This is a genomic window from Streptococcus australis (genome assembly GCF_003943615.1).
Lineage (GTDB): Bacteria > Bacillota > Bacilli > Lactobacillales > Streptococcaceae > Streptococcus > Streptococcus australis_C.
This window is the reverse complement of sequence record NZ_RJPZ01000002.1, coordinates 110,780-132,627: the sequence shown is the minus strand read 5'-3', so window position 1 is coordinate 132,627 and position 21,848 is coordinate 110,780. Positions and strand designations below refer to the sequence as shown.

Genomic DNA, 21,848 nt, shown 5'->3' with positions numbered 1-21,848 from the left:
AGTATATACGCTATTTTTATGCTATAATTGAAATGATAGTGAGGTGATCCAAGATGTATATTGAAATGGTTGATGAGACCGGTCAAGTCTCTCAAGAAATAATCAAACAAACCCAGGAAATTTTAGAATTTGCTGCAAAAAAATTGGGCAAAGAAGACAAGGAAATGGCAGTAACCTTTGTAACCAACGAACGCAGCCATGAATTGAACTTGGAATACCGTGATACGGATCGCCCAACGGATGTGATTAGTCTGGAATACAAACCAGAGATGGACATTGCTTTTTCAGAAGAAGATTTAGAAGACCACCCAGAATTGGCAGAAATGATGGCCGAGTTTGATACCTATATTGGAGAGCTCTTTATTTCTGTAGATAAGGCGCGTGAGCAAGCAGCTGAGTATGGCCATAGCTTTGAGCGCGAGATGGGCTTCTTAGCAGTGCATGGCTTCCTTCATATCAACGGTTATGATCACTACACTCCGGAAGAAGAGAAGGAAATGTTTGGCTTACAGGAAGAGATTTTGACAGCCTATGGACTCACAAGACAATAAACGAAAATGGAAAAATCGAGAACTGATTGCCAGTCTTGAATTTGCTTTAACAGGGATTTTTACAGCCTTTAAAGAAGAACGAAATATGCGCAAGCATGCTCTTTCAGCTATCTTAGCGATTGTTGCAGGCTTTCTTTTTGGCATTTCAGCAACAGAGTGGCTCTTTCTACTCTTAAGTGTTTCTTTGGTCATTGCCTTTGAAATCATGAATTCTGCTCTTGAAAATGTAGTGGATTTGGCGAGTGATTACCACTTCTCCATGCTGGCCAAAAACGCCAAGGATATGGCGGCAGGAGCAGTTCTCGTTATTTCGGGCTTTGCCTTGGTGACGGGTCTCATGATATTTGTTCCCAAATTATGGGCTCTAGTATTTGGATAAGGGGGATATTTCCCTCATGAAAGGAAACTATGACATTTAAATCAGGCTTTGTAGCTATTTTAGGACGTCCCAATGTGGGGAAGTCAACTTTTTTGAACCACGTCATGGGGCAAAAAATTGCTATCATGAGTGATAAGGCGCAGACAACGCGCAACAAGATTATGGGAATCTACACGACCGATAAGGAACAGATTGTCTTTATCGATACGCCAGGGATTCACAAACCCAAGACAGCCCTTGGAGACTTCATGGTAGAGTCGGCCTATAGTACCCTTCGGGAAGTCGATACGGTTCTCTTTATGGTGCCGGCAGATGAACCACGTGGGAAGGGTGACGATATGATTATCGAACGTCTCAAGGCTGCCAAGGTGTCCGTTATCCTTGTGGTGAATAAGATCGACAAGGTACACCCAGACCAACTCTTGGCGCAAATCGATGATTTCCGTAGTCAAATGGACTTCAAGGAAATTGTGCCGATTTCAGCCCTGCAAGGAAATAATGTTTCGCATTTGATTGATATTTTGAGCGAAAACTTAGAAGAAGGTTTCCAATATTTTCCTGCTGATCAGATTACCGACCACCCAGAGCGTTTCTTGGTCTCTGAAATGATTCGTGAAAAGGTCTTGCACTTGACGCGGGAAGAAATTCCCCATTCTGTTGCAGTAGTCGTAGATTCTATGAAGCGGGATGAGGAAACCGATAAAGTCCATATCCGTGCGACCATCATGGTGGAACGTGATAGCCAAAAAGGGATTATCATCGGAAAAGGCGGTGCCATGCTCAAGAAGATTGGAACCCTTGCGCGTAAGGATATTGAACTGATGCTGGGGGACAAAGTCTTCCTAGAAACCTGGGTCAAGGTTAAGAAAAATTGGCGAGATAAGAAATTAGACCTTGCCGATTTCGGATACAACGAAAAAGAATATTAAGAAGAGGTGGGCAGAAGCCTGCTTCTTGTTTTTGAAAGGAGTTCTATGCCCGAGTTACCAGAAGTTGAGACCGTCCGACGTGGTCTTGAGAAATTAATTCTAGGGAAAACCATCCAATCCGTGGAAGTAAAGTATCCTAAGATGATTCAGACAGATTTGGATGCTTTTCGTCAAGATCTTCCAGGTCAAGAGATTCGATCCATGGGGCGTCGTGGGAAATACCTCTTGTTTTATCTGACGGATTTGGTTTTGATCTCCCATTTGCGGATGGAAGGCAAGTATTTCTTTTATCCAGACGAGGTCCCTCTCCGCAAGCACGCCCATGTCTTCTTTCACTTTACAGATGGTAGTACCTTGGTCTATGAAGATGTCCGTAAGTTTGGGACCATGGAAGTCTTAGTCCCTGAGCTTGTAGACAGCTATTTTTTGAATAAAAAAATTGGTCCTGAGCCGACGGAAGCGGAATTTAAAGGACCAGCCTTCCAAGCAGCTCTTAAAAAATCAAAGAAGCCCATTAAATCAGACCTTTTGGATCAAAAATTAGTGGCTGGTCTGGGCAATATCTATGTGGACGAGGTGCTCTATCGAGCCAAGGTTCATCCAGCCCGTTTGGGGCAAAGCTTGACTGCTACAGAAGCCAGAGCCATTCGCAAAGAAACAATTGCCGTACTAGCTCAGGCTGTGGAGAAAGGTGGCTCCACCATTCGTTCCTACAGCAATGCTTTTGGAGAAGATGGCACTATGCAGGAAGAACATCAAGTCTATGGAAAGACAGGTAAGCCTTGTCTCCGCTGTGGAACACCGATTGAAAAAATCCAGCTGGGGGGACGCGGAACCCATTTTTGTCCCCACTGCCAAAAGGAGAACTAGATGGCGAGAATCATTGGATTAACAGGAGGGATTGCTTCAGGAAAGTCTACTGTCACCTCCTATCTGAGTGAAAAAGGCTATTCAGTCATCGATGCTGATCGAGTGGTCCATGACCTACAGGCACCAGGTGGAGAACTCTATCAAGCCTTGGTAGAGCATTTTGGGACAGAAATCCTCCTAGATACTGGAGACTTGAATCGTCCAGCACTGGCTGAACGCATCTTTTCAAGCCAAAAAGAGATCGCCTGGTCAAATCGAATACAAGGGAGCATTATACGCAAAGCTCTGGAGCGAGAACGGGAACGACTGGCAGTATCAGAAGAGATTTTTTTCATGGATATCCCCTTGTTGCTTGAGCAAGACTATCAGGACTGGTTTGACCAAGTCTGGCTGGTCTATGTGACGGAAGATACCCAGTTGCAACGATTGATGGAAAGAAATGCTTTGACAGAGGTTCAGGCCCGTGATCGTTTGGCGGCCCAGATGTCTCTGGAGGAGAAAAAAGCTTTTGTCGATCTCGTGATCGATAACAATAGCAAGCGTGATCACCTCTATCAGCAAATCGATAGGGCTATAGAACAAATAGAAAGAAGATGATCTTATTTCACAGGAAATAAAATGGCGTAGAAATCTTTTCATTGCATGGATTGGTTGTTTTTTTGTAGGGGCCAGTCTTTCATTGGTGGTCCCATTTATGGCCCTATTTGTGGAGGAGTTGGGAGTGAGAAGTCCGGCCGTTCCTTTTTATGCAGGGATTGCTGTTGCCTCCTCCTCCTTGACATCTGCCCTGATGGCCCCAATCTGGGGGAGCTTGGCAGATCGCTATGGTCGTAAACCCATGATGCTGAGAGCCTCGATTGCCATGACCTTGACCATGGGAGGAATCGCTTTTGTCCCCTCCGTCTTTTGGTTATTGCTCCTACGCTTATTAAATGGTGTCTTTTCAGGCTTTGTTCCTAACAGCACGGCACTCATTGCTAGTCAGGTGCCAAAGAATCAATCTGGGTATGCTTTAGGGACCTTATCGACAGGAACCATTGCAGGTACCTTGATGGGACCCCTGTTGGGGGGATTGATTGCAGAGCAATTTGGAATGCGTAATGTCTTTCTCCTCGTTGGTTTTTTCCTCTTTCTCGTCTCTGTTTTGACCTGGTGGGGCATTGAGGAAGACTACCAACAAATTTCGAAGGAGGAGCACATTTCAAGCTGGACTTTACTGGCTTCTATCCAGCATAAGGACATTTTACTAGGTCTCTTTTTGACCAGTATGACCATCCAGATGATTGGCCAGTCTATTTCTCCCATTCTTCCTTTGTATGTGCGGGAGTTAGGCCAGAGTAACAATATTATCTTTGTTTCCGGCTTGATTGTATCAGCGATGGGGATTTCCAGTATCCTCACTTCCGGTTGGATGGGTAAGCTAGGAGATAGAATTGGCAATCACCGCCTTTTGCTCTTGGCCCTTCTCTATAGTGGGATCCTCTATATCTTCTGTGCCCTTGCTCAGACCCCTTTTCAATTAGGTCTTCTTCGATTCTTATTTGGTATTGGAACAGGGGCCTTGATGCCAGGTGTGACCGCCCTCTTAAACCGTATGACTCCCAAAGAAGGGATCTCTCGGATTTTTAGTTACAATCAACTCTTCTTTTATGTAGGGGGAGTTCTTGGTCCCGTGATGGGCTCTAGTATCGCCATGCATGTCAATTACCATTGGGTATTCTATGGGACTGCTATTCTAGCTTTTACAGATTTAGCCTTCCTTTTATTCATCTTTAGAAAGTATTTGAAAGTGAGAGAAATCAGTGCGCATTAAAGTACAACTAACCTGCACGAGTTGTGGCAGTCAGAATTATTTGACAAGCAAAAATATGAAGACCCACCCGGAAAAAATTGAAGTTTTGAAGTATTGTCCCAAAGAGAGAAAAGTGACATTACATCTTGAAACGAAATGATTTTTATGGTAAAATAGGTAAGATTTTAAGGAGTTTTTTAATTATGACTAAACCGTTGATTACTATTTTATTGGTACTATCTGTATTAATTATTATTGCTATCTTCATGCAACCAACTAAAAATCAATCTAGCAACGTATTCGATGCAAGTTCAAATGATTTGTTCGAACGTTCAAAAGCTCGTGGATTCGAAGCAGTGATGCAACGACTTACAGGAGTAATGATTTTCCTTTGGTTACTCATTGCGATGATTTTAATGGTATTATCCAGTAAATAAGATAGGCTTAGACATTGTCTTTGCCTATTTTTTCATCTATGAGTCGTTTGATGGGGAGATTGTCACTTGTAAAGAAATCTCTCTAAAAGAAAGTAAATAAAGGAGGCTGGCTATCCAGCGCAAGATATGAAAAGTAAAATTATTGATTATTTAAAACAGAAGGGAAAAGCTCAGGTTGATCAATTGGCACAAGCCATTGGGAGTACAGATGCCAAAGGTTTTCGTGAACTGATTAAGACCATTTCGCTAATGGAGCGACGTCGTCAACTAACCTTTGAAGAAAATGGCTTTTTAAGTCTCCTTGATGCTAAACCAAAAGGGACCATTACTGTGAAAGGGATTTTTCATGCTCATAAAAGTGGCTTTGGTTTTGTCAGCTTAGAGGGGGAAGAAGAGGATCTCTTTATTGGACGAAATGATGTCAACCACGCCATTGATGGAGATACAGTTGAGGTTGTGATCACCAAGGTAGCCGATCGGCAAAAGGGGACAGCGGCAGAGGGGAAAATCATTGATGTCTTGGAGCATAGTCTCCAAACAGTTGTCGGCCAGATTGTTTTGGATGAGGAAAAACCCAAATATGCAGGCTACATCCTTTCAAAGAATCAAAAGATTAGCCAACGCATCTACGTGAAAAAACCTGCCCTACAATTAGAGGGAACGGAAGTTCTCAAGGTAGCTATTGAACAGTATCCAAGTCGGAAGCACAATTACTTTGTTGCCTCAGTACAAGATGTGGTTGGGCATGTGACAGATCCTGGGATCGATGTCTTGGAAGTTTTAGAGTCTATGGATATCGTCTCAGAATTTCCAGAAGCAGTCCTCAAAGAAGCAGAAAGCATCCCAGACCAGCCTAGTGAGAAGGATATGGAGGGACGTTTGGATCTTCGAGATGAAATCATCTTTACCATTGATGGTGCCGATGCCAAGGACTTGGATGATGCGGTTCACATCAAGCGTTTGGAAGGTGGGAATTTTGAGCTTGGCGTTCACATAGCTGATGTCTCTTATTATGTGACCGAAGGTTCGGCCTTGGACAAGGAAGCCCTCAACCGGGCAACCTCTGTCTATGTGACAGACCGGGTCGTGCCCATGTTACCTGAGCGACTTTCCAATGGGATTTGTTCCCTAAATCCTCAAGTGGATCGCTTGACCCAATCAGCCATTATGGAGATTGACCAGCGTGGTCGGGTACTTCGTTACCAGATCACCCAAACTGTCATTAAAACGACTTTCCGTATGACCTATAGCGATGTCAATGAGATCATTGCTGGAGACCAGGAGAAGCGTGAGGAATACCAAGCCATTGTCCCAAGTATCGAAGCCATGGTTGGTCTTCATCAGATCTTAGAAGGAATGCGGGAAAAACGAGGAGCCCTGAACTTTGATACCAATGAAGCAAAAATCCTGGTCAATCCTCAAGGAAAACCAGTAGACATCGTCTTGCGCCAACGTGGGGTTGCAGAACGGATGATTGAATCCTTCATGCTGATCGCCAATGAGACAGTAGCTGAGCATTTTGCCAAACGAAAACTTCCCTTTATTTACCGGATTCACGAAGAACCCAAAGCAGAGAAGGTGCAAAAGTTTATCGATTATGCTTCTAGTTTTGGCCTTCCAATTTATGGGACAGCTAATTCCATGAGTCAGGAAACCTTGCAGGACATCATGAAGAAGGTAGAAGGGGAACCCTATGCTGATGTCTTGTCTATGATGTTGCTTCGTTCCATGCAGCAAGCGCGTTATTCCGAGCACAACCACGGACACTATGGGCTAGCAGCTGAGTTCTATACTCACTTCACCAGTCCGATTCGCCGGTATCCAGACTTATTAGTCCACCGCATGGTGCGAGAGTATGGAAAAGATTCTGAAGTGGCTAGCCATTTTGAACAGGTCATTCCAGATATTGCTAGCCAATCCTCTAGTCGGGAACGCCGCGCCATTGATGCGGAACGGGAAGTAGAAGCCATGAAGAAGGCAGAGTACATGGAGGACTATGTTGGCGAAGAGTACGATGCTCTGGTGTCCAGTGTCGTCAAGTTTGGTCTCTTTGTTGAATTGCCAAATACTGTAGAAGGTTTGATCCACATCACCACCTTACCTGGTTTTTATCATTTTAACGAGCGCGATTTGACCTTGCGCGGGGAAAAATCAGGCGTCACTTTCCGTGTCGGTCAGGAGATCCGAATCAGGGTCGAAAGAGCGGATAAGATGACTGGTGAGATTGATTTTTCGTATATCCCAAGTGAGCTGGATTTGATTGAAAAAGTCACTAAAGCATCGGGCCGTAAAGATCGAAATGGACACTCTAAGCACCCTTCTTCTAAGAAAGAAGAACGAAAGCAAGGAGGCTTTAGAGAGAACAAGCGCAAGCATTCACCAAAAGACAAGAAGAAAAAGAGTAAGAAACCTTTTTACAAGGAAGTAGCTAAGAAAGGAGCTAAGCATGGCAAAGGGCGAGGGAAAGGTCGTCGCACAAAATAAGAAAGCAAGCCACGATTATACAATTGTTGATACCATTGAAGCAGGAATGGTCCTCACTGGTACAGAAATCAAGAGTGTTCGAGCAGCTCGTATCAACCTCAAGGATGGATTTGCCCAAGTCAAAAATGGGGAAGTCTGGCTCAGCAATGTTCATATTGCTCCCTATGAGGAAGGCAATATCTGGAATCAAGACCCAGAACGCCGTCGCAAACTCTTGCTGCATAAGAAACAGATTCAAAAACTGGAGCAGGAAACTAAAGGGACTGGGATGACTCTAGTTCCCCTTAAGGTTTACCTTAAGGATGGTTATGCTAAGCTCTTGTTAGGCTTAGCCAAAGGGAAGCACGATTATGACAAACGTGAATCCATCAAACGGCGGGAACAAAATCGTGACATTGCTCGTGTCATGAAACAATACAATACGCGTTAAAGTAAGAAATAGGAACAGCTGAAGCAAGGGCTGAAAACTGTTCCTATTTTTAAATTTCTCTTCTTGAAACCGCTTGCATTTTTATCTGGATAGGGGTATACTGAAGGTAGCGTTGGTATAGTTGTTTTTCGTCGGCTTGAAATTGATTTTCTAGCCTCTTTTGTAGTCATAAAGGAGATCGACTATGAGAAAACTACTGGTCAAACTGATGATTGCTTTGATGGTCTTTGCCTTGATTCCAGTTCAAGTTGCGCAGGCCTGCTCAGCCTTCATTGTTGGGAAAGAACTCACGACTGATGGTTCCATGCTCTTTGGGCGGACTGAAGACTATCCTTATGCGCCCGATGGTGGTCGCCACAATAAAACCTATGAAGTGGTACCTGCCAAAGACTATAAGGATGGGGATATGTTGGAGGACGAATCCAACGGCTTTGCTTATCCTCACTTGAGTCATGAAATGAAATATACCGCAACTTATGATGCAGCCCATGGAGATGGTTCCAACGGGAACTTCGGAGCACATGGCTTTAACGAAGCGGGCGTTTCCATGACTTCTACCGTATCTGCAACCCCACACGATAAGATTTTGGAAGCAGATCCACTTGTGAAAAATGGCTTGGCTGAAGCTGCTATGGTAGACTTGGTTCTTCCACGTGCCAAAACAGCTCGTGAAGGAATTGAGTTGGTTGCTAAGGTACTTGATGAAAAAGGATCTGCCGAAGGAAACATCATTGTCGTAGCAGATAAGAATGAACTCTGGTACATGGAAATCCTCTCTGGTCACCAATATGTAGCCATTAAATTCCCTCAAGACCGCTATGCCATCTTTGCCAATACCTACTATCTAGGACATGTGGATTTCAAGGACAAGGACAACGTCATTGCTTCGAAAGATGTGGAAGCAGTTGCTAAAAAGGCAGACCACTACAAGACTGATAAAGATGGTAACTTCCATATTGCAGACTCTTATGGTCCAGATGAATATACCGAACGCAACCGCTCACGGACCTATGCAGGGATTACCTTGATGGATCCGAAGGCGGACATCAAATATGATGATAAGCACTTTGACCTCTTGCGCAAACCAACGGATCCTTCTAAAAAGTATAGTCTAGAAGATGTTTTCGCTGAACAACGGAACCGGTTCGAACACCTTAAACAATACACACCAGATGACTTGGTGGAACCAGGTAAAGAAGTCGATACCAATAAATACAAATATGCTTTGGGAAATGAAAACGTCATTAACGCCCACGTCTACCAAATTAAGAAGGACTTGCCGACTCCATTTGGTGGTGTCGTTTGGTTAGGTCTCGCTCAAAGCCGGAACACGCCTTATGTGCCATTCTATGGTATTGTCAACGATACCTATGCACCATTCAAAGTTCGCTCTGCCAAATACGATCCAACTTCTTGGTATTGGGCTGTTTGGCATATTGACCAAATGGTCATGAAATACCCAGACCTCTTTGGCAACAGCATCCAAGAGAAGTGGAAAGAATTGGAAAAAGGCTGGATCAAAGAACAAGCAGCTTTGGATCAAAAATATAGTGGACTCACTGATGACCAAGCGAAAGCTACTGCAGATGAAGTAACAAGTGACTCACTTAAACGTGCGGAAACGATCTTCAAACAAATCAAGCAAGTTGAAAGCGAGATGGAAGATAAGATTCGTACAGAAAAAGGTTTGGAAGCAGACTTTGTATATGACGGCTATAACAAGGCCAATCTGGTAGCAGCAGCTCAAGCTGAAAAAGATGCATCGAAAGAAACTGATAAGAAGGAAGAAACAGCTTCTAGTCAATCATCTAGCAAGGCAAGTGATTCAAACAGCAGTTTATCTGCCGTCTTAGGAGTTTTGGCTCTTGCAGGATTTGGCTTGGCAGGTTTCTACTTTAAAAAATCAAAAAAGAATGAAAATGAAGAATAAGTAGACAGAGACTGTTAAATCAGCATCCTGCCTCAACTGGATTCTAAGAGAGTGGAATAGAAGTCTTCAGAAAAGGAGCTTGTAATTCCACTCTTTTTATTGTTATTTGCATGCAATTTTTGTATGATAGGGATAGATAGAAAGAAGGAGAAGAAACGGATGCCTGAAAAATTAATTGCCTATAAACGGATGCCTTTGTGGACCAAGGATACCATGCCTGAAGCAGTCCAAAGAAAACACAATACCAAAGTAGGTACTTGGGGAAAGATTACAGTCCTAAAAGGAAAACTCAAGTTTGTTGAGCTGACGGAAGATGGGGAAGAAGTAGCTAGCCATGTTTTTGAGGCAGGTGCGGATAACCCGATGGCACAACCGCAAGCTTGGCACCGTGTGGAGGCCCTTACAGATGATGTGGAATGGTTCTTGGAATTTTACTGTGAACCTAAAGATTATTTCCCCAAAAAATATAATAGCAACCCGGTTCATTCAGAGGTTCTAGAAGCTATGCAGTTCCTTTCTCCAGGGAAGGCCCTGGACTTGGGATGTGGGCAAGGACGTAATGCCCTATTTTTAGCCCAACAAGGCTTTGAAGTGACGGCGGTCGATCAAAATGAATTGGCTCTGGAAATCCTACAAAGTATTGTGGAACAAGAAGATTTGGAAATGACGGTGGGACTCTATGATATTAACTCAGCAGCCCTGACTCAAACCTATGACTTGATTGTCTCAACAGTCGTCCTCATGTTCTTACAAGCAGACCGCATTCCAGCTATTATCCAAAATATGCAAGACCAGACCAATCCTGGTGGCTATAACTTAATTGTTTGTGCCATGGATACAGAGGACTATCCTTGCCAGGTTCCTTTCTCCTTTACTTTTAAAGAAGGCGAACTTGCAGACTACTACAAAGATTGGGAACTTATTAAATACAATGAGAATCCAGGTCATCTTCATCGACGTGATGAAGATGGCAATCGGATTGCCTTGCGTTTTGCGACGATGTTGGCAAAGAAAAAGAAATAATTAGTTAGACAAGGAGACCCTAGAAGTCTTCCTTGTTTTTATGTATCTGAAAACTTTCTGAAATTACTTGATTTTTTACAGAAAAGGAGTAGACTGTTAATGTATCTTTTAAGAATTTTGAGGTGAAGCGCGTGAAACTCTATGTTCAACTGATGATTATTTTTACCATTTCTTTAATCGGGGAAGGGATATCGACACTCTTTCATTTGCCGATTCCAGGAAGTATTATTGGTTTATTGATCCTATTTCTTTGTTTGCAGTTGAAATGGCTTCGTATCCGCCATGTAAATCTAGTCGGATCTTTTCTGTTAGCTAATATGACCATTTTATTTTTACCTCCAGCGGTTGGGATTATGGATAAGTTTGATGTCATCCAGCCTTATTTATTTCCCATCGTGTTGATGATTCTGGGAGCTATCATCATCAATGTTAGTCTCATTGCGCTTGTTGTTGGATTTATCAAGACCAGGTATGAGGGGGATTATGAAGGAGGAAAGAGATGATGGAAACTTTATGGTCTAATCCTCTCTTTGGGATTTCTTTGTCGGTCTTTGCCTATCTAATTGGGATGATGATTTTTCGTCGCTTCCCTCATCCCATCACGACCCCTCTCTTAGTGGCGACGGTGTTGGTTATCGCCTTCTTAAAGCTGACAGGGATTTCCTATAAGGCCTACAATGTTGGAGGAACCTACCTCAGCAATTTGATTGTCCCCTCAACGGTTGTTCTAGGGATTCCCTTGTATAAGAGTTTTCATTTGATGAAGCACCATGCCAAGAGTATTCTTCTTAGTAGCTTTCTAGCAGTAGTGGTCAACACAGTTTTCACAGCTGTCTTGGCTAAGCTATTTGGAATGAAGTACTTTCTAGCTATTTCCCTCTTTCCTAAGTCTGTAACAACAGCTATGGCAGTAGGGATTGCTGAGAAAATGCAAGGGATTACCACAATTACTTTGGTCGTCGTTGTGGCAACAGGGATTCTAACCAGTGTCTTGGGGCCGACTATTCTTAAATTCCTAAAAGTAGAGGATCCTGTTGCCATTGGTTTGGCTCTTGGAGGGACAGGTCATGCGGTGGGTACTGGCACAGCCTTTCAGTATGGTCAAGTAGCAGGAGCTATGGGAGGCTTGGCAATTGGAATAACTGGCGTTTTCTACGTCTTTGTAAGTCCCCTTGTGGCGAGCCTAATTCTTTCCTAAAAAGGATGATAGTGTTCAGAAAAAGCTCGGAAGAAGTTCCGAGTTTTTTTAATTGTGCAGTTAGATAGAGAAGGCAACTGATAATTTGAAGATCAAATAATTTTCAGATAGATTACTAATTGGTTACAGTTGTTGTAAGCGCTTGCTAAACCTTGGGTCAAAAGGTATACTAAAAGAGGTTATACGGTTAATATCCAGTTAAAGGAGTTCAATATGAAGAAACGTTATGCTCGATCAGCCTTGGGCTTGATCACTGCTCTCTTCCTCTTTGCCCAACCGGTAGAGGCCTGTACAGGTTTTATCATCGGAAAAAAATTAACAGCAGATGGGAATGCTTTGTACGGACGTACAGAGGACTTAGAACCGAACCACAATAAGAACTTTGTGGTGCGAGAACGAACTTATAACAAGAAAGGGGATGTCTTTGAAGATGCCACCAATGGCTTTAAGTATGAGCTCCCAGAAGTAAGTTATAAATATACAGCTGTCCCAGATGTGACACCAGAACAGGGTGTATTTGATGAAGCTGGTTTTAATGAGCATGGAGTGTCCATTTCAGCGACTGTCTCAGCTTCTGCAAATGACAAGATTCAAAAGGTCGATCCTTATGTAAAAGACGGCTTGGCTGAGTCTGCTCTCACTAGTGTTGTTCTTCCGAGTGTAAAAACGGCTCGTGAAGGAGTCGAGCTAATTGCAAAAATTGTGGAAGAAAAAGGGGCGGCAGAAGGTAATATTGTGACGATTGCGGACAAGGAAGGAATCTGGTACATGGAGATTCTTTCTGGTCACCAGTATGTAGCTATTCTCTTCCCAGAAGATCGCTATGCTGTCTTCCCCAATACCTTCTTCTTAGGACATGTAGATTTTACAAATACAGAACGGACGATTGCCTCCAAGGATGTTGAAAAAGTTGCCCGTGATGCAGGATCCTATAAAGAAATCGATGGCCAATTCCATGTATCTCAATCCTACAATCCCCCTTTGCATGAGGCGGACCGTTCTCGTGTTTGGTCTGGTATTAAATCACTGGATCCAGATGCAGATGTGAACTATGATGACGACTATTTTGACTTGATGCATACAACGGATCGGAAATTGACGCTACGAGATGCGATGAATCTCCAACGCAATCGCTTAGAAGGAACAGACTTCAAACCACAAGATCAAATGGAACTGGATGGAAAAGGGATCCCAGAAAAAGGGAAGTTTGATGAAGTCTATAAATACCCGATTTCGAACCCGAATGTTATGGAAGCCCATATTTTCCAACTAAAGGACAATGTTCCTGATAGTGCTGGTGGGGGAACCATGTGGTTAGCGATGGGAAGCCCACGAAATGCCCCATATCTTCCATACTATGGAAACATCACCAATACTTATCAAGCTTATCAAGAATTAGGAACAGCCTATAATCCCCAATCTTGGTATTGGACTATGTCTCGGATCAATGATTTAGTTGCTAAATATCCTGATTTATTTGGAGATGGAGCAATCCGTACCGAAATGGAACGCTTAGAATCTCAATGGATGGCTGAGCAAGAAATCAGTGACCAAGAACAAATTGCCCTCGCTTCACAGCCAGAGCAGGCGAGTCTGAAAGCGACAGAAACGAGCATGGCTCGTGCGCAAAAGACCTTTGATCGTCTACAAGAAATTCGTCAAGAAGCAGAAGAAAAGGTGATTGCTCAATATGGACAAGGTGCCATTGACGATTTAACGGATGAAGAAGATGCAAACCAAGAAGAAGAGATCAATTTGGTACCATTTGACTATGACTTCATTATCACGATTGGCCTAGCCCTTGTGACAGTGATCGGAGTAGGAGTTTTCTTCATTAAATCAAAGAAAGCAAAGGGAGGTAAGAAGGATGAATAAGTTTCAACGAATATTGCTCTTCCTATTTCTGGTCTTAGCAGGGATTGGTATGGAGTTTGAGCTAGGTTTTCTCTCTCAACAAGAGTTTAGCCAAGTAGCAGGGAGAGATTTGGTTTTAAACCTGCTCGTTTTAACAGTGATTGTCGTTCCTCTTTATCTCTTTATTAAAGGACTTGCAAAAAGATTTGAGGTTCCCCTGCTTGTATTGTGGGCTACCATGTTTGGTGGTGCTTTTGTTGCTGGCTGGCTTAGTTTTTCAGGGAACAGCTTAATTGACCATTTCAATAGTCATCTCATTCAGGATGTTAGTACCTTTAATAAATGGACAGATGCTTTGACAGCCCCATTTGCTGAAGAATTTTTTAAAGCTCTAGTGGCCTTCTGGATTCTCTTGATTTTGGGTCGTAAAGATCTCAAATCGATTTTAATTGCCGGCTTTGGATCTGGTCTTGGTTTCCAAATCATTGAAGATCTTGGTTATGTGGCGCGACAAACACGATCGGGAGACCTCTCAGCAGTGACGGAGGCAGTGAACCGCATTTCTGGTGGCTTAGCATCTCATGCAGTCTATACGGCTGTTGTATCTGTTGGAGTCTTTCTCATCTTATCTCAGAGCACCAAACAAAAAGAAAAGCTCTTTGGTCTCTGGTGTGTGGTTTCCACGGTAGCGAATCACTTCTTATGGAACTCCCCATTCTATGAAACAGATCATCGGATCAATATTTTGGTAGGTTTGCTCTTTGCCTTCCAAGTTGGAACCTTTATTGAGGTGGTTCTCTTTGCTTATAAAAAACCAAATCTAACCCTTTTAAAGAAACAGTAAGAGATGGATTTGGTAGTCAGGAAATAAAAAATAGTCTGGGACAACATTGTTCTCAGTCACAAAAAAGCTAGAGATTTCCAATTGTGGAACTCTAGCTTTTTAATTTTGAGTCATTCTCTTATTGTATTTGAGGAGGTTATTGGCCATGAGAACCAATCCCATGTCAATTTTAACCTGTCATTTGCCTCTTAGATTACATCTCTTGTAACCCAAACAAGCCTTTGTCTGCCCAAAGACAGGTTCCACATCAACCTTGCGTTGGGCAAAGATGTGACTTCCTTCGACAGATAAAAGCGCTTGGCTTTCTTTTACTTTTAGGAGCTTATACCTCTCATTCACATAGAGCCCCTTTTGTGAAGCCAAGTCAGCTTGTTCTGCCTTATAAACCCTAATTTCCTGTCTAAAATCTGTTGTGGTATGGTTGTGTTTGAGGTGATCAAACTGCTATACCCAACTCTCTGGATGGGTGTAGGTATCTGTTGTTTCATCGTAAGTCCAATTATCCAAATTCCTATCAGATTCTTTGTATTTTTTCTTCTGTTCCTTGTCAAAAAGACTTTATTTAATCAAATGCTCAATACCCATCCTATCCAAGTTGATAAGATCTGGCAAATATTTTTAAACGCTTGTTAGACCTAAAGGTTCCACTAGTTGGCGGAGCTGATCATGGCTATAGTGAAGCTGTCTATCTAGAAGATTTAGAGAGCAATGGCATTGAACTCAACAGAGACAAGCCTGTGAACGAGTGGGATATTCGTGAGGATGGTCGAATTACTGGGATCACAGAAGAGCTGTCTGCGCAAGATATCTATGAATTAGGCAAAGAACTTGATCCTTTTGTGATCGCAGAAGGCACTCGCATGGGCCATGTTTACCTATCTGTTAAAAATAGCCGAGAGGCATGTGCATTTTATCAAGAGTCTCTAGGTCTTGAGGATAAATTCACGATTCCACATGTCAGTTGGATAGCATCAGGGAATTATCACCATCATCTAGCAGTAAATGAATGGGGTGGTAAAAACTTAGCTCCTCGTGAGAATGGAATGGTAGGTCTTGCCTACTATTTGGTTGAAGTTGAGAATAAAGAGTTTTTGGTCAATTTGCTTACGCAAGCTCAGAGAAACAAGGCTAGAACCCACTGGATTTCTCTTTCTGAATTCTCGATTACAGATAAAGATGGAATTATAACGAGAGTCAGAGTGGAGAACTAGAAGTCTTTGTCTTTAAGATAAGTGCTCCTTTTGACAAAGGACTGTATTAGAGATATAATGTAGAAAAATCGTTTTAGGATAAAGATATGACAAGATCAAAGTACATTACACGCCTCAAACGCTCAGAAGGTCAATTGCGAGGTATTCAAAAAATGATGGAGGAAGAGCGTGATTGTATTGATATCATTACTCAATTAACAGCAGTGCGGTCCAGTGTTGATCGTATTATTGAACTGATGATAACGGAGAATTTAACAACTTGTATTAACGACCCTTTAGAGGATCCTCAAGCACAGAAGGAAAGATTGGAAAAGGCGGTTAAATACTTGATTAAACGCAAGTAATAAAAAACATACGTTTCTCTTAAATAGTGAACAAATGATTAAAAGAGCAGTTGGTTTTCTTGAAATTAGACCAATTGCTCTTTTTGATTTTTATTTATTCAACATCACCAGGCCAAGCGCTCATACCACCTCGGACGTTGATAACATCATAGCCTTTTTTCTTGAGCTTTTTAGCAGCCATCTTGCTTCGAACACCGGAATGACAAATGACATAAAGTGTTTCATTTGTCGCAGGTGTGTAAGCTCCGATTTCGGTTAGAGGAACATTCTTGGCGTTTTTGATATGGCCTCTACGGAATTCCGTAGGCGTCCGCACATCCAGTAGCTGAATTGGTTCCTTGAGTTTAGCTTCTAATTCGCTGGTAGAAATACTATCAATTTTTGTAAATAAGTGAAACATAGGCACCTCCGATATACCCTTATGGGGTATATTAAACCACTAAGCAACGCTTTTGTCAAGTAAGTTGAATTGATTAGTATTGTTTCTTTTTCAGTATACAAGATGCCAACTTACAAACTAAAGAGTTGGTTGATGGGTTAATGAATAGAACCTGTCTTATTTATTCAACAACTACTTGTCTAGAAAATTACCTTTTCTGAAAACAGACCACATGCCCTGTTGTAAAATGAAGTGCAACACAAAAGACATGTTCATCTGATATACTAGAGTTGCGAAAAACAGTATAAAGGAAGATGAACATGTCTGCTAATTATCCTACCACAAATCAATCCTACAAGCACTTATCTGAAGCTGAACGAGGGAAATTGAAGCTTATTTAAGCGTAGGACTCAAACCTGCTTACAACCTACAAATCGCTACTGAAAATCAGTTCGTCCTTCACGATGACATCTATCAAAATCCAACAGATACCAGAACGCTGTTGCCATTTTTAGAAACCTATCCACATGAGTTAAAAAGAGCTGTCGCCGATGCGGGATACGGTAGCGTGGAGATTCTTCTTACCTTGGATAGGATGGGTATTGAGCATTTTATTAAATATAGTCTTTTTGACAAGGAACAGAAGAAAAATACAAAGAATCTGATAGGAATTTGGATAATTGGACTTACGATGAAATAACTGATACCTACACCCATCCAGAGAGTTGGGTATAGCAGTTTGATCACCTCAAACATAGGCATAGCACAACAGGTTTTAGACAGGAAAATATGGTTTATAAGGCAGAACAAGCTGAATTGGCTCCATAAAAGGGGCTCTATGTGAATGAGAGGTATCAGCTCTTAAAAGTAAAAGAAATCCAAGCGTCAGGTAAAAAATGACATGGGATTAGTACTCATGGCCAATAATCACCTCAAATACAATAAGAAAACTACTCAAAATTAAAAAGCTAGAGGTCCATAATTGGAAATCTCTAGCTTTTTTGTGGCTGAGAACAATGTTGTCCCAGACTATTTTTTACAGTGACTATTCGTTTTCTTCTTTTTTCTTAAGACCAAAGAAGGCTAGGATGGATGTCAACAGAGCGAGCATATAGATAGCAGGAGAGCCGGCTGTTCCTGTTTCTGGTAGGCTTGCAGCTGCTGGTTTAAATGTTTTTGCTGAGGTGAAGGACAGGTGATGGTTGTTGGCTTTGATCTGTGTATCGTCCTTAGCAGATGTAAAAGTATTCTTTGTTTGGCTAGCTAGTTGATTAGGAGAATTCGTACCAACTAGAGCTGGAATATATGTTTGATCCATTTTACCGGTAGATGGGATAACTGGTTGGTTATTGCTTCCTGGGTAGGACTTTGGATTAGCAGGATCTGTTCCTTGTTTGATTTCCTCAATATCTGCCACACCATCTCCATCTGTATCTTTGCTAGCAGAAATAGAAATGGTACGAGAATTTGGATTGATGGTTGCATAGGCTGTGAGATCTGCCTTAGCAAGGTAATCTGCAAAGGCAACGTCCATGGAAGGACCTTCCTCACGAGCTCCACCTAACATGGTGTAGCCATCCCCACCTGCTGCTAAGAAGTCATTAGTAGTCAAGTAATAATCTTTAGCAAGGTTGAGCGGTTCATATTGACCAGTTTCTGGGTTTTTAATTTCGATATAGAGGACGCGTTTTTCAGCTGGTAGGGTTGTATCGTAATAAACCTTTGCTCCAGAGACTTGGAGGAAGCCACCGCTTGGTTCAAGAAGGGGTTGACCGTTTTCGTCAAGAACGGTTTTGCCATCTTTTTCTTGTAAAATGGATCCAAGAGATTTAGCAAACATATCAGCAATATTCTGACCAGTTACTTTAATTTGAGAAATGGTATTCCCAAATGGAAGAACAGCAATGACGCTTCCTTTGGTGATTGGCTTGTCTTTGGCAATGGTTTCGCGCAAGCCGCCACCGTTGGTTACAGCGAGGTCAGTCTTATGACTAAATCCGGTTTGTCCGTATTCGTAGAGGGCATCCGCTACGACATTTCCAAGGTTGGTCTCGCGGACACGGACATTTTCGCGTTGACCATTTAGTTCTACAGGACTATTGTCACGAACGACTTTAGCATTCTCAGCATCGTATTGTTCTTTGATCTTTTGGACCATAGCAGCTACTTTGGCATTTGGCACTACATTTTTAGTTGAAGCTGCTGAAATTTGTTGAGGATTTCCAAGCAATTGGTTGGCCTGGTAGGTGATTTTACCGATATTGTTCAGGTAGCTACCGGTTTGGTTATAGGTTACGTTGTCTCCGTAAGTGGTTGATTGAACAGTATGGGAATGCCCGTCAATAACGGTGACGCGTTTACCTTTCAGTTTTGCATTTTTAGAAAGTTCCTCAGCTAAAGTAGAGCCTCGCCATTCGATTGGAGTGGTTGTATCCACACCTAAGTGAGCAAGGACAACGTAGTTTTTGTAAGTCTTGCCCTCAGCAGTAGCGCGTGCTTCAATCTCATCAATGACCTTGTTTACTTCTGAAATAGGATCTGTGAAAGTAACACCTTGGACATTCTTAGGGTGGGTTTTAGTAGCTGTTTCAGGCGTTGTCACTCCGATGACGACAAACTCATCCCCAACAACATTCTTATCTTTATCGACAATGGTGGAAGCTTCAAATAAGCGAGCACCGTTGATGTAGGTGTTGGAACTAAGAAGTGGGAAGTTCAAGATTTCTTTGTATTTCTTAGCCTCATCCAAACCAAAATCGAACTCATGGTTTCCGACTGCCATGGCATCGTAGCCAATTTCGTTCAAAATTTTAGCTCGTTCTTCACCTTTGGAACTATTTGAAATCGGTAGTCCTTGGAAGGCATCTCCAGCATCTACGACTAAAGTAGATGGATTTTTCGCCCGTTCTTCATCGATGACTGCAGCTAATTTAGCATCACCAATCACACCCTTTTCTTCGACGATCCGACCATGAACGTCGTTGGTATGTATGATATTAGCTTCAGGTAGCTCAGCTGAACTCTCTGTAGCACCTTCTGAAGTAGCTGGACTGGCTTCTGTTGAAGAAGGACTAGCAGCATCTGTAGTATTTGTTGAAGCAGGAGCTACTTCAAGGCTAGTTTCAGGAGCTGTTTGCTCATCTGCAGCTACCTGAGAAGCTAGGAAGGCAGGAGCAATCAATAAGATCGGTAAAAGAAGTTTCTTCTTTTTCATAAACGGTCCTCTTTTCTATTTTATTCCGTACTAAATATTATAGCTAAAAAGGAAAGAAAAGGAAAACGTTTGCTGACACTTGGGCAAATAATCTTGTGTGAGAGTTGATATTTCAGCTAGTTTGCCTTATCCATAAAAAAAGAAAACTTTCGTTTTCTTATTTTCTTATTCAGTTATAGGTTGGTTCCAAGTGGTAAAGTCAGTAACACTTAATATGACAGTTGCGATTTCGATTGGCTCTTCTTTTGCACCAGTTGACAACCATTTCGTGATCACTGCTTCAATCGTAGCTGCAAAGATCTCAACAGCATACTTATAAGGAACTTGGAATTTATTAACCAAATGGTCTTTGGCGTGGGGAGTATCGTCAAGCAGTTGCAGGGTGAAATTTTTCATTAGAAAATGAAACTCTTGGTAATCCATCTGCATCAAGGCGTAAATAAAGTCATAATTATCTTGAATATATTGAAGGGAGGCAAGAAAATTTGCTCGATTGACGGTGCTTGTAGCGAATAGTTTTCCCAACTCGCCTAACAGTTCAGATTTTAGCTGGTTGAACATATCTTGTTTGTCTACATAATGGAGGTAGAAGGTACCTCGATTAATGCCAGCTTCCTTTGTTAATTGGCTAATGGTAAGACTTTCAAGTGATTGTTCAAGAAGCAGGCGTGATAGGGCACTTCGGATAGCATTTTTAGAATTCGTTTTTCTCTTGTTTCGGGTCATAGTTCCTCCTTTATCATGTAGTTTGGTATGAAAAATTGTTCACTAATCATCATATTATACAGAAATCAATTTTATTCATCAACAGAATAAAATTATAGTATCATTCTATAAGCCTAAATGGCTTAAAATCGGGTCTTGTTCTTATACTGTGAAAGCCATTTTGGAAAGATTATAACATTTTTTCCCAGATCTACTTTCAAAGGGGCTATTATATAAAAAAACAAGAAAAAACTTGAAATATCAGTTATCTAAACCAATTAAATAATTCGAATATATTTGTTATTATATCACAAACTAAGAAAAGGAGGTCAGATGATGCTTGGAGAATTCTCTCTCTTGAACTAGATAAGATCAAGCGTATTCATTGTCTATTTTTGCATAGAAAAGTATTAGTTTTTAGTCCAGATTTCTCCATAAGTTTATGATTGTCAAGAGCTTGTTCATTCCAGGAATTTTAGTCTTTTTCATAGATTGATTATCCTTGGTCTTCCGGTGAAAAAGGACTATAATAAAGATAAGAACTTGTGTTTAAGTGGGTGAAGAGATATGGCTTATATTGAGGTGAAACATAGTTACAAGTGCTATCAAACAGGTGAGACGCACATCTTTGCCAATAAAGATGTTACTTTTGAAATTGAGAAAGGCGAATTGGTCATCATTTTGGGGGCATCAGGCGCGGGAAAATCAACAGTCCTCAATATTTTGGGAGGTATGGATACCAATGATGAAGGGGAGGTACTAGTGGATGGGAAAGCCGTCTCAAGCTTCTCATCGCACCAACGAACGGATTATCGCAGAAATGATGTTGGCTTTGTCTTCCAGTTTTATAATCTCATCCCTAATTTGACAGCCAAGGAAAATGTTGAGCTGGCTTCTGAAATTGTTTCTGATGCCTTAGACCCTGAACAAGTCTTGAGAGAGGTTGGATTGGGGGAGCGTTTGAACAACTTCCCAGCCCAGCTATCTGGTGGGGAACAACAACGGGTAGCCATTGCGCGCGCAGTGGCTAAGAACCCTAAGATTCTCCTTTGTGATGAACCAACAGGGGCTTTAGACTACCAAACCGGTAAACAGGTTTTAAAGATTCTTCAGGACATGTCTCGTAAAAAAGGGGCAACAGTGATTATCGTTACCCATAATGCTTCTTTAGAACCAATAGCCGATCGTGTCATTCAGATGCATGATGCCCAAGTAAAATCGGTGACCATCCATAACACTCCACTAGATATCGATAGCCTAGAGTATTAGGGAGG

The 21,848-nt window shown here is 41.9% G+C and carries 21 protein-coding genes and 4 pseudogenes; 21 read left to right on the top strand and 4 right to left on the bottom strand.

Features of this window, described 5'->3' with window-relative positions; genetic code table 11:
• The first annotated feature begins 53 nt into the window (after positions 1–53).
• The 16 genes from ybeY (at position 54) to D8785_RS02410 (ending at position 14,721) form a co-directional block, all read left to right on the top strand.
• Positions 54–551 (top strand): rRNA maturation RNase YbeY, encoded by a 498-nt coding sequence (gene ybeY, locus D8785_RS02485; RefSeq protein ID WP_023027110.1) that lies wholly within the window; start codon positions 54–56, stop codon positions 549–551.
• Complete coding sequence (locus tag D8785_RS02480; protein ID WP_117744521.1) at positions 532–930, top strand: diacylglycerol kinase family protein; 399 nt, start codon at positions 532–534, stop codon at positions 928–930. Before ybeY ends, D8785_RS02480 begins: the two co-directional genes overlap by 20 nt.
• Positions 931–959: 29 nt before the next feature.
• Positions 960–1,859: a GTPase Era gene (era, locus tag D8785_RS02475; protein ID WP_125374367.1), complete on the top strand. Its 900-nt coding sequence runs from the start codon at positions 960–962 to the stop codon at positions 1,857–1,859.
• Positions 1,860–1,904: 45 nt separating this feature from the next.
• Positions 1,905–2,729, top strand: a complete 825-nt coding sequence (gene mutM, locus D8785_RS02470) for a DNA-formamidopyrimidine glycosylase (protein WP_125374366.1) — start codon at positions 1,905–1,907, stop codon at positions 2,727–2,729.
• Positions 2,730–3,326, top strand: coding sequence for a dephospho-CoA kinase (gene coaE / locus D8785_RS02465; RefSeq protein ID WP_125374365.1), 597 nt, complete (start codon positions 2,730–2,732; stop codon positions 3,324–3,326).
• 16 nt (positions 3,327–3,342) lie between these two features.
• The gene (locus tag D8785_RS02460; protein WP_312023832.1) at positions 3,343–4,542 is read left to right on the top strand and encodes a multidrug efflux MFS transporter; all 1,200 of its coding nucleotides are present in this window, start codon (positions 3,343–3,345) and stop codon (positions 4,540–4,542) included.
• The gene (gene rpmG, locus D8785_RS02455; protein WP_081453577.1) at positions 4,532–4,681 is read left to right on the top strand and encodes a 50S ribosomal protein L33; all 150 of its coding nucleotides are present in this window, start codon (positions 4,532–4,534) and stop codon (positions 4,679–4,681) included. The genes D8785_RS02460 and rpmG overlap by 11 nt, the downstream gene beginning before the upstream one ends.
• Positions 4,682–4,724: 43 nt before the next feature.
• On the top strand, positions 4,725–4,958 hold the full coding sequence (gene secG / locus D8785_RS02450; protein WP_006595869.1) for a preprotein translocase subunit SecG: 234 nt from the start codon (positions 4,725–4,727) through the stop codon (positions 4,956–4,958).
• A gap of 126 nt (positions 4,959–5,084) precedes the next feature.
• A complete protein-coding gene (rnr, locus tag D8785_RS02445; protein WP_125374363.1) occupies positions 5,085–7,442 on the top strand; it encodes a ribonuclease R in 2,358 nt (785 codons plus the stop codon).
• Positions 7,405–7,872, top strand: coding sequence for an SsrA-binding protein SmpB (gene smpB, locus D8785_RS02440; protein ID WP_006595871.1), 468 nt, complete (start codon positions 7,405–7,407; stop codon positions 7,870–7,872). Before rnr ends, smpB begins: the two co-directional genes overlap by 38 nt.
• Before the next feature lie 184 nt (positions 7,873–8,056).
• Complete coding sequence (locus D8785_RS02435) at positions 8,057–9,802, top strand: C69 family dipeptidase (RefSeq protein WP_125374362.1); 1,746 nt, start codon at positions 8,057–8,059, stop codon at positions 9,800–9,802.
• A 159-nt stretch (positions 9,803–9,961) separates the two neighbouring features.
• Positions 9,962–10,825, top strand: coding sequence for an SAM-dependent methyltransferase TehB (tehB, locus tag D8785_RS02430; protein WP_125374361.1), 864 nt, complete (start codon positions 9,962–9,964; stop codon positions 10,823–10,825).
• Between the two features lie 131 nt (positions 10,826–10,956).
• Positions 10,957–11,328 (top strand): CidA/LrgA family protein, encoded by a 372-nt coding sequence (locus D8785_RS02425; protein WP_125374360.1) that lies wholly within the window; start codon positions 10,957–10,959, stop codon positions 11,326–11,328.
• Positions 11,328–12,023 (top strand): LrgB family protein, encoded by a 696-nt coding sequence (locus D8785_RS02420; RefSeq protein ID WP_125374529.1) that lies wholly within the window; start codon positions 11,328–11,330, stop codon positions 12,021–12,023. Before D8785_RS02425 ends, D8785_RS02420 begins: the two co-directional genes overlap by 1 nt.
• Positions 12,024–12,236: 213 nt before the next feature.
• Positions 12,237–13,898 (top strand): C69 family dipeptidase, encoded by a 1,662-nt coding sequence (locus D8785_RS02415; protein WP_125374359.1) that lies wholly within the window; start codon positions 12,237–12,239, stop codon positions 13,896–13,898.
• The gene (locus D8785_RS02410; RefSeq protein ID WP_125374358.1) at positions 13,891–14,721 is read left to right on the top strand and encodes a PrsW family glutamic-type intramembrane protease; all 831 of its coding nucleotides are present in this window, start codon (positions 13,891–13,893) and stop codon (positions 14,719–14,721) included. The genes D8785_RS02415 and D8785_RS02410 overlap by 8 nt, the downstream gene beginning before the upstream one ends.
• A 99-nt stretch (positions 14,722–14,820) precedes the next feature.
• On the opposite strand, the pseudogene D8785_RS09965 reads toward D8785_RS02410, so the two are convergent.
• Positions 14,821–15,327, bottom strand: a pseudogene (locus D8785_RS09965) (transposase); the annotation flags it as partial.
• On the opposite strand from D8785_RS09965, the pseudogene D8785_RS02400 reads away from it, so the two are divergent.
• Both D8785_RS02400 and D8785_RS02395 read left to right on the top strand, forming a co-directional pair.
• Positions 15,327–15,932 (top strand): annotated as a pseudogene (locus D8785_RS02400) (VOC family protein); the annotation flags it as partial. The pseudogenes D8785_RS09965 and D8785_RS02400 sit on opposite strands and share 1 nt — an antisense overlap.
• Before the next feature lie 86 nt (positions 15,933–16,018).
• Positions 16,019–16,276: a metal-sensitive transcriptional regulator gene (locus D8785_RS02395; RefSeq protein WP_048689573.1), complete on the top strand. Its 258-nt coding sequence runs from the start codon at positions 16,019–16,021 to the stop codon at positions 16,274–16,276.
• Positions 16,277–16,370: 94 nt separating this feature from the next.
• Here the strand turns inward: D8785_RS02395 and D8785_RS02390 are convergent, their stop codons facing one another.
• A complete protein-coding gene (locus tag D8785_RS02390) occupies positions 16,371–16,676 on the bottom strand; it encodes a rhodanese-like domain-containing protein (RefSeq protein ID WP_048689571.1) in 306 nt (101 codons plus the stop codon).
• 293 nt (positions 16,677–16,969) lie between these two features.
• Between D8785_RS02390 and D8785_RS09835 the strand changes: the two are divergent.
• Both D8785_RS09835 and D8785_RS09960 read left to right on the top strand, forming a co-directional pair.
• Positions 16,970–17,076 (top strand): annotated as a pseudogene (locus D8785_RS09835) (IS30 family transposase); the annotation flags it as partial.
• Positions 17,065–17,619, top strand: a pseudogene (locus tag D8785_RS09960) (transposase); the annotation flags it as partial. The pseudogenes D8785_RS09835 and D8785_RS09960, both read left to right, overlap by 12 nt.
• 81 nt (positions 17,620–17,700) lie before the next feature.
• Here the strand turns inward: D8785_RS09960 and nt5e are convergent.
• Together nt5e and D8785_RS02375 are read right to left on the bottom strand one after the other, a co-directional pair.
• Positions 17,701–19,869 (bottom strand): cell surface ecto-5'-nucleotidase Nt5e, encoded by a 2,169-nt coding sequence (gene nt5e, locus D8785_RS02380; RefSeq protein WP_125374357.1) that lies wholly within the window; start codon positions 19,867–19,869, stop codon positions 17,701–17,703.
• A gap of 165 nt (positions 19,870–20,034) precedes the next feature.
• The gene (locus D8785_RS02375; RefSeq protein ID WP_125374356.1) at positions 20,035–20,595 is read right to left on the bottom strand and encodes a TetR/AcrR family transcriptional regulator; all 561 of its coding nucleotides are present in this window, start codon (positions 20,593–20,595) and stop codon (positions 20,035–20,037) included.
• A 546-nt stretch (positions 20,596–21,141) separates the two neighbouring features.
• Between D8785_RS02375 and D8785_RS02370 the strand changes: the two genes are divergently transcribed.
• Positions 21,142–21,843 (top strand): ABC transporter ATP-binding protein, encoded by a 702-nt coding sequence (locus D8785_RS02370; RefSeq protein WP_125374355.1) that lies wholly within the window; start codon positions 21,142–21,144, stop codon positions 21,841–21,843.
• Positions 21,844–21,848: the final 5 nt, after the last annotated feature.

Bases quoted from the DNA above. Each gene is read 5' to 3' on its own strand.
- ybeY (WP_023027110.1), top strand. From the start codon at position 54: ATGTATATTGAAATGGTTGATGAGACCGGTCAAGTCTCTCAAGAAATA.
- D8785_RS02480 (WP_117744521.1), top strand. From the start codon at position 532: ATGGACTCACAAGACAATAAACGAAAATGGAAAAATCGAGAACTGATT.
- era (WP_125374367.1), top strand. From the start codon at position 960: ATGACATTTAAATCAGGCTTTGTAGCTATTTTAGGACGTCCCAATGTG.
- mutM (WP_125374366.1), top strand. From the start codon at position 1,905: ATGCCCGAGTTACCAGAAGTTGAGACCGTCCGACGTGGTCTTGAGAAA.
- coaE (WP_125374365.1), top strand. From the start codon at position 2,730: ATGGCGAGAATCATTGGATTAACAGGAGGGATTGCTTCAGGAAAGTCT.
- secG (WP_006595869.1), top strand. From the start codon at position 4,725: ATGACTAAACCGTTGATTACTATTTTATTGGTACTATCTGTATTAATT.
- rnr (WP_125374363.1), top strand. From the start codon at position 5,085: ATGAAAAGTAAAATTATTGATTATTTAAAACAGAAGGGAAAAGCTCAG.
- smpB (WP_006595871.1), top strand. From the start codon at position 7,405: ATGGCAAAGGGCGAGGGAAAGGTCGTCGCACAAAATAAGAAAGCAAGC.
- D8785_RS02435 (WP_125374362.1), top strand. From the start codon at position 8,057: ATGAGAAAACTACTGGTCAAACTGATGATTGCTTTGATGGTCTTTGCC.
- tehB (WP_125374361.1), top strand. From the start codon at position 9,962: ATGCCTGAAAAATTAATTGCCTATAAACGGATGCCTTTGTGGACCAAG.
- D8785_RS02420 (WP_125374529.1), top strand. From the start codon at position 11,328: ATGGAAACTTTATGGTCTAATCCTCTCTTTGGGATTTCTTTGTCGGTC.
- D8785_RS02415 (WP_125374359.1), top strand. From the start codon at position 12,237: ATGAAGAAACGTTATGCTCGATCAGCCTTGGGCTTGATCACTGCTCTC.
- D8785_RS02410 (WP_125374358.1), top strand. From the start codon at position 13,891: ATGAATAAGTTTCAACGAATATTGCTCTTCCTATTTCTGGTCTTAGCA.
- D8785_RS02395 (WP_048689573.1), top strand. From the start codon at position 16,019: ATGACAAGATCAAAGTACATTACACGCCTCAAACGCTCAGAAGGTCAA.
- D8785_RS02390 (WP_048689571.1), bottom strand. From the start codon at position 16,676: ATGTTTCACTTATTTACAAAAATTGATAGTATTTCTACCAGCGAATTA.
- nt5e (WP_125374357.1), bottom strand. From the start codon at position 19,869: ATGAAAAAGAAGAAACTTCTTTTACCGATCTTATTGATTGCTCCTGCC.
- D8785_RS02375 (WP_125374356.1), bottom strand. From the start codon at position 20,595: ATGACCCGAAACAAGAGAAAAACGAATTCTAAAAATGCTATCCGAAGT.
- D8785_RS02370 (WP_125374355.1), top strand. From the start codon at position 21,142: ATGGCTTATATTGAGGTGAAACATAGTTACAAGTGCTATCAAACAGGT.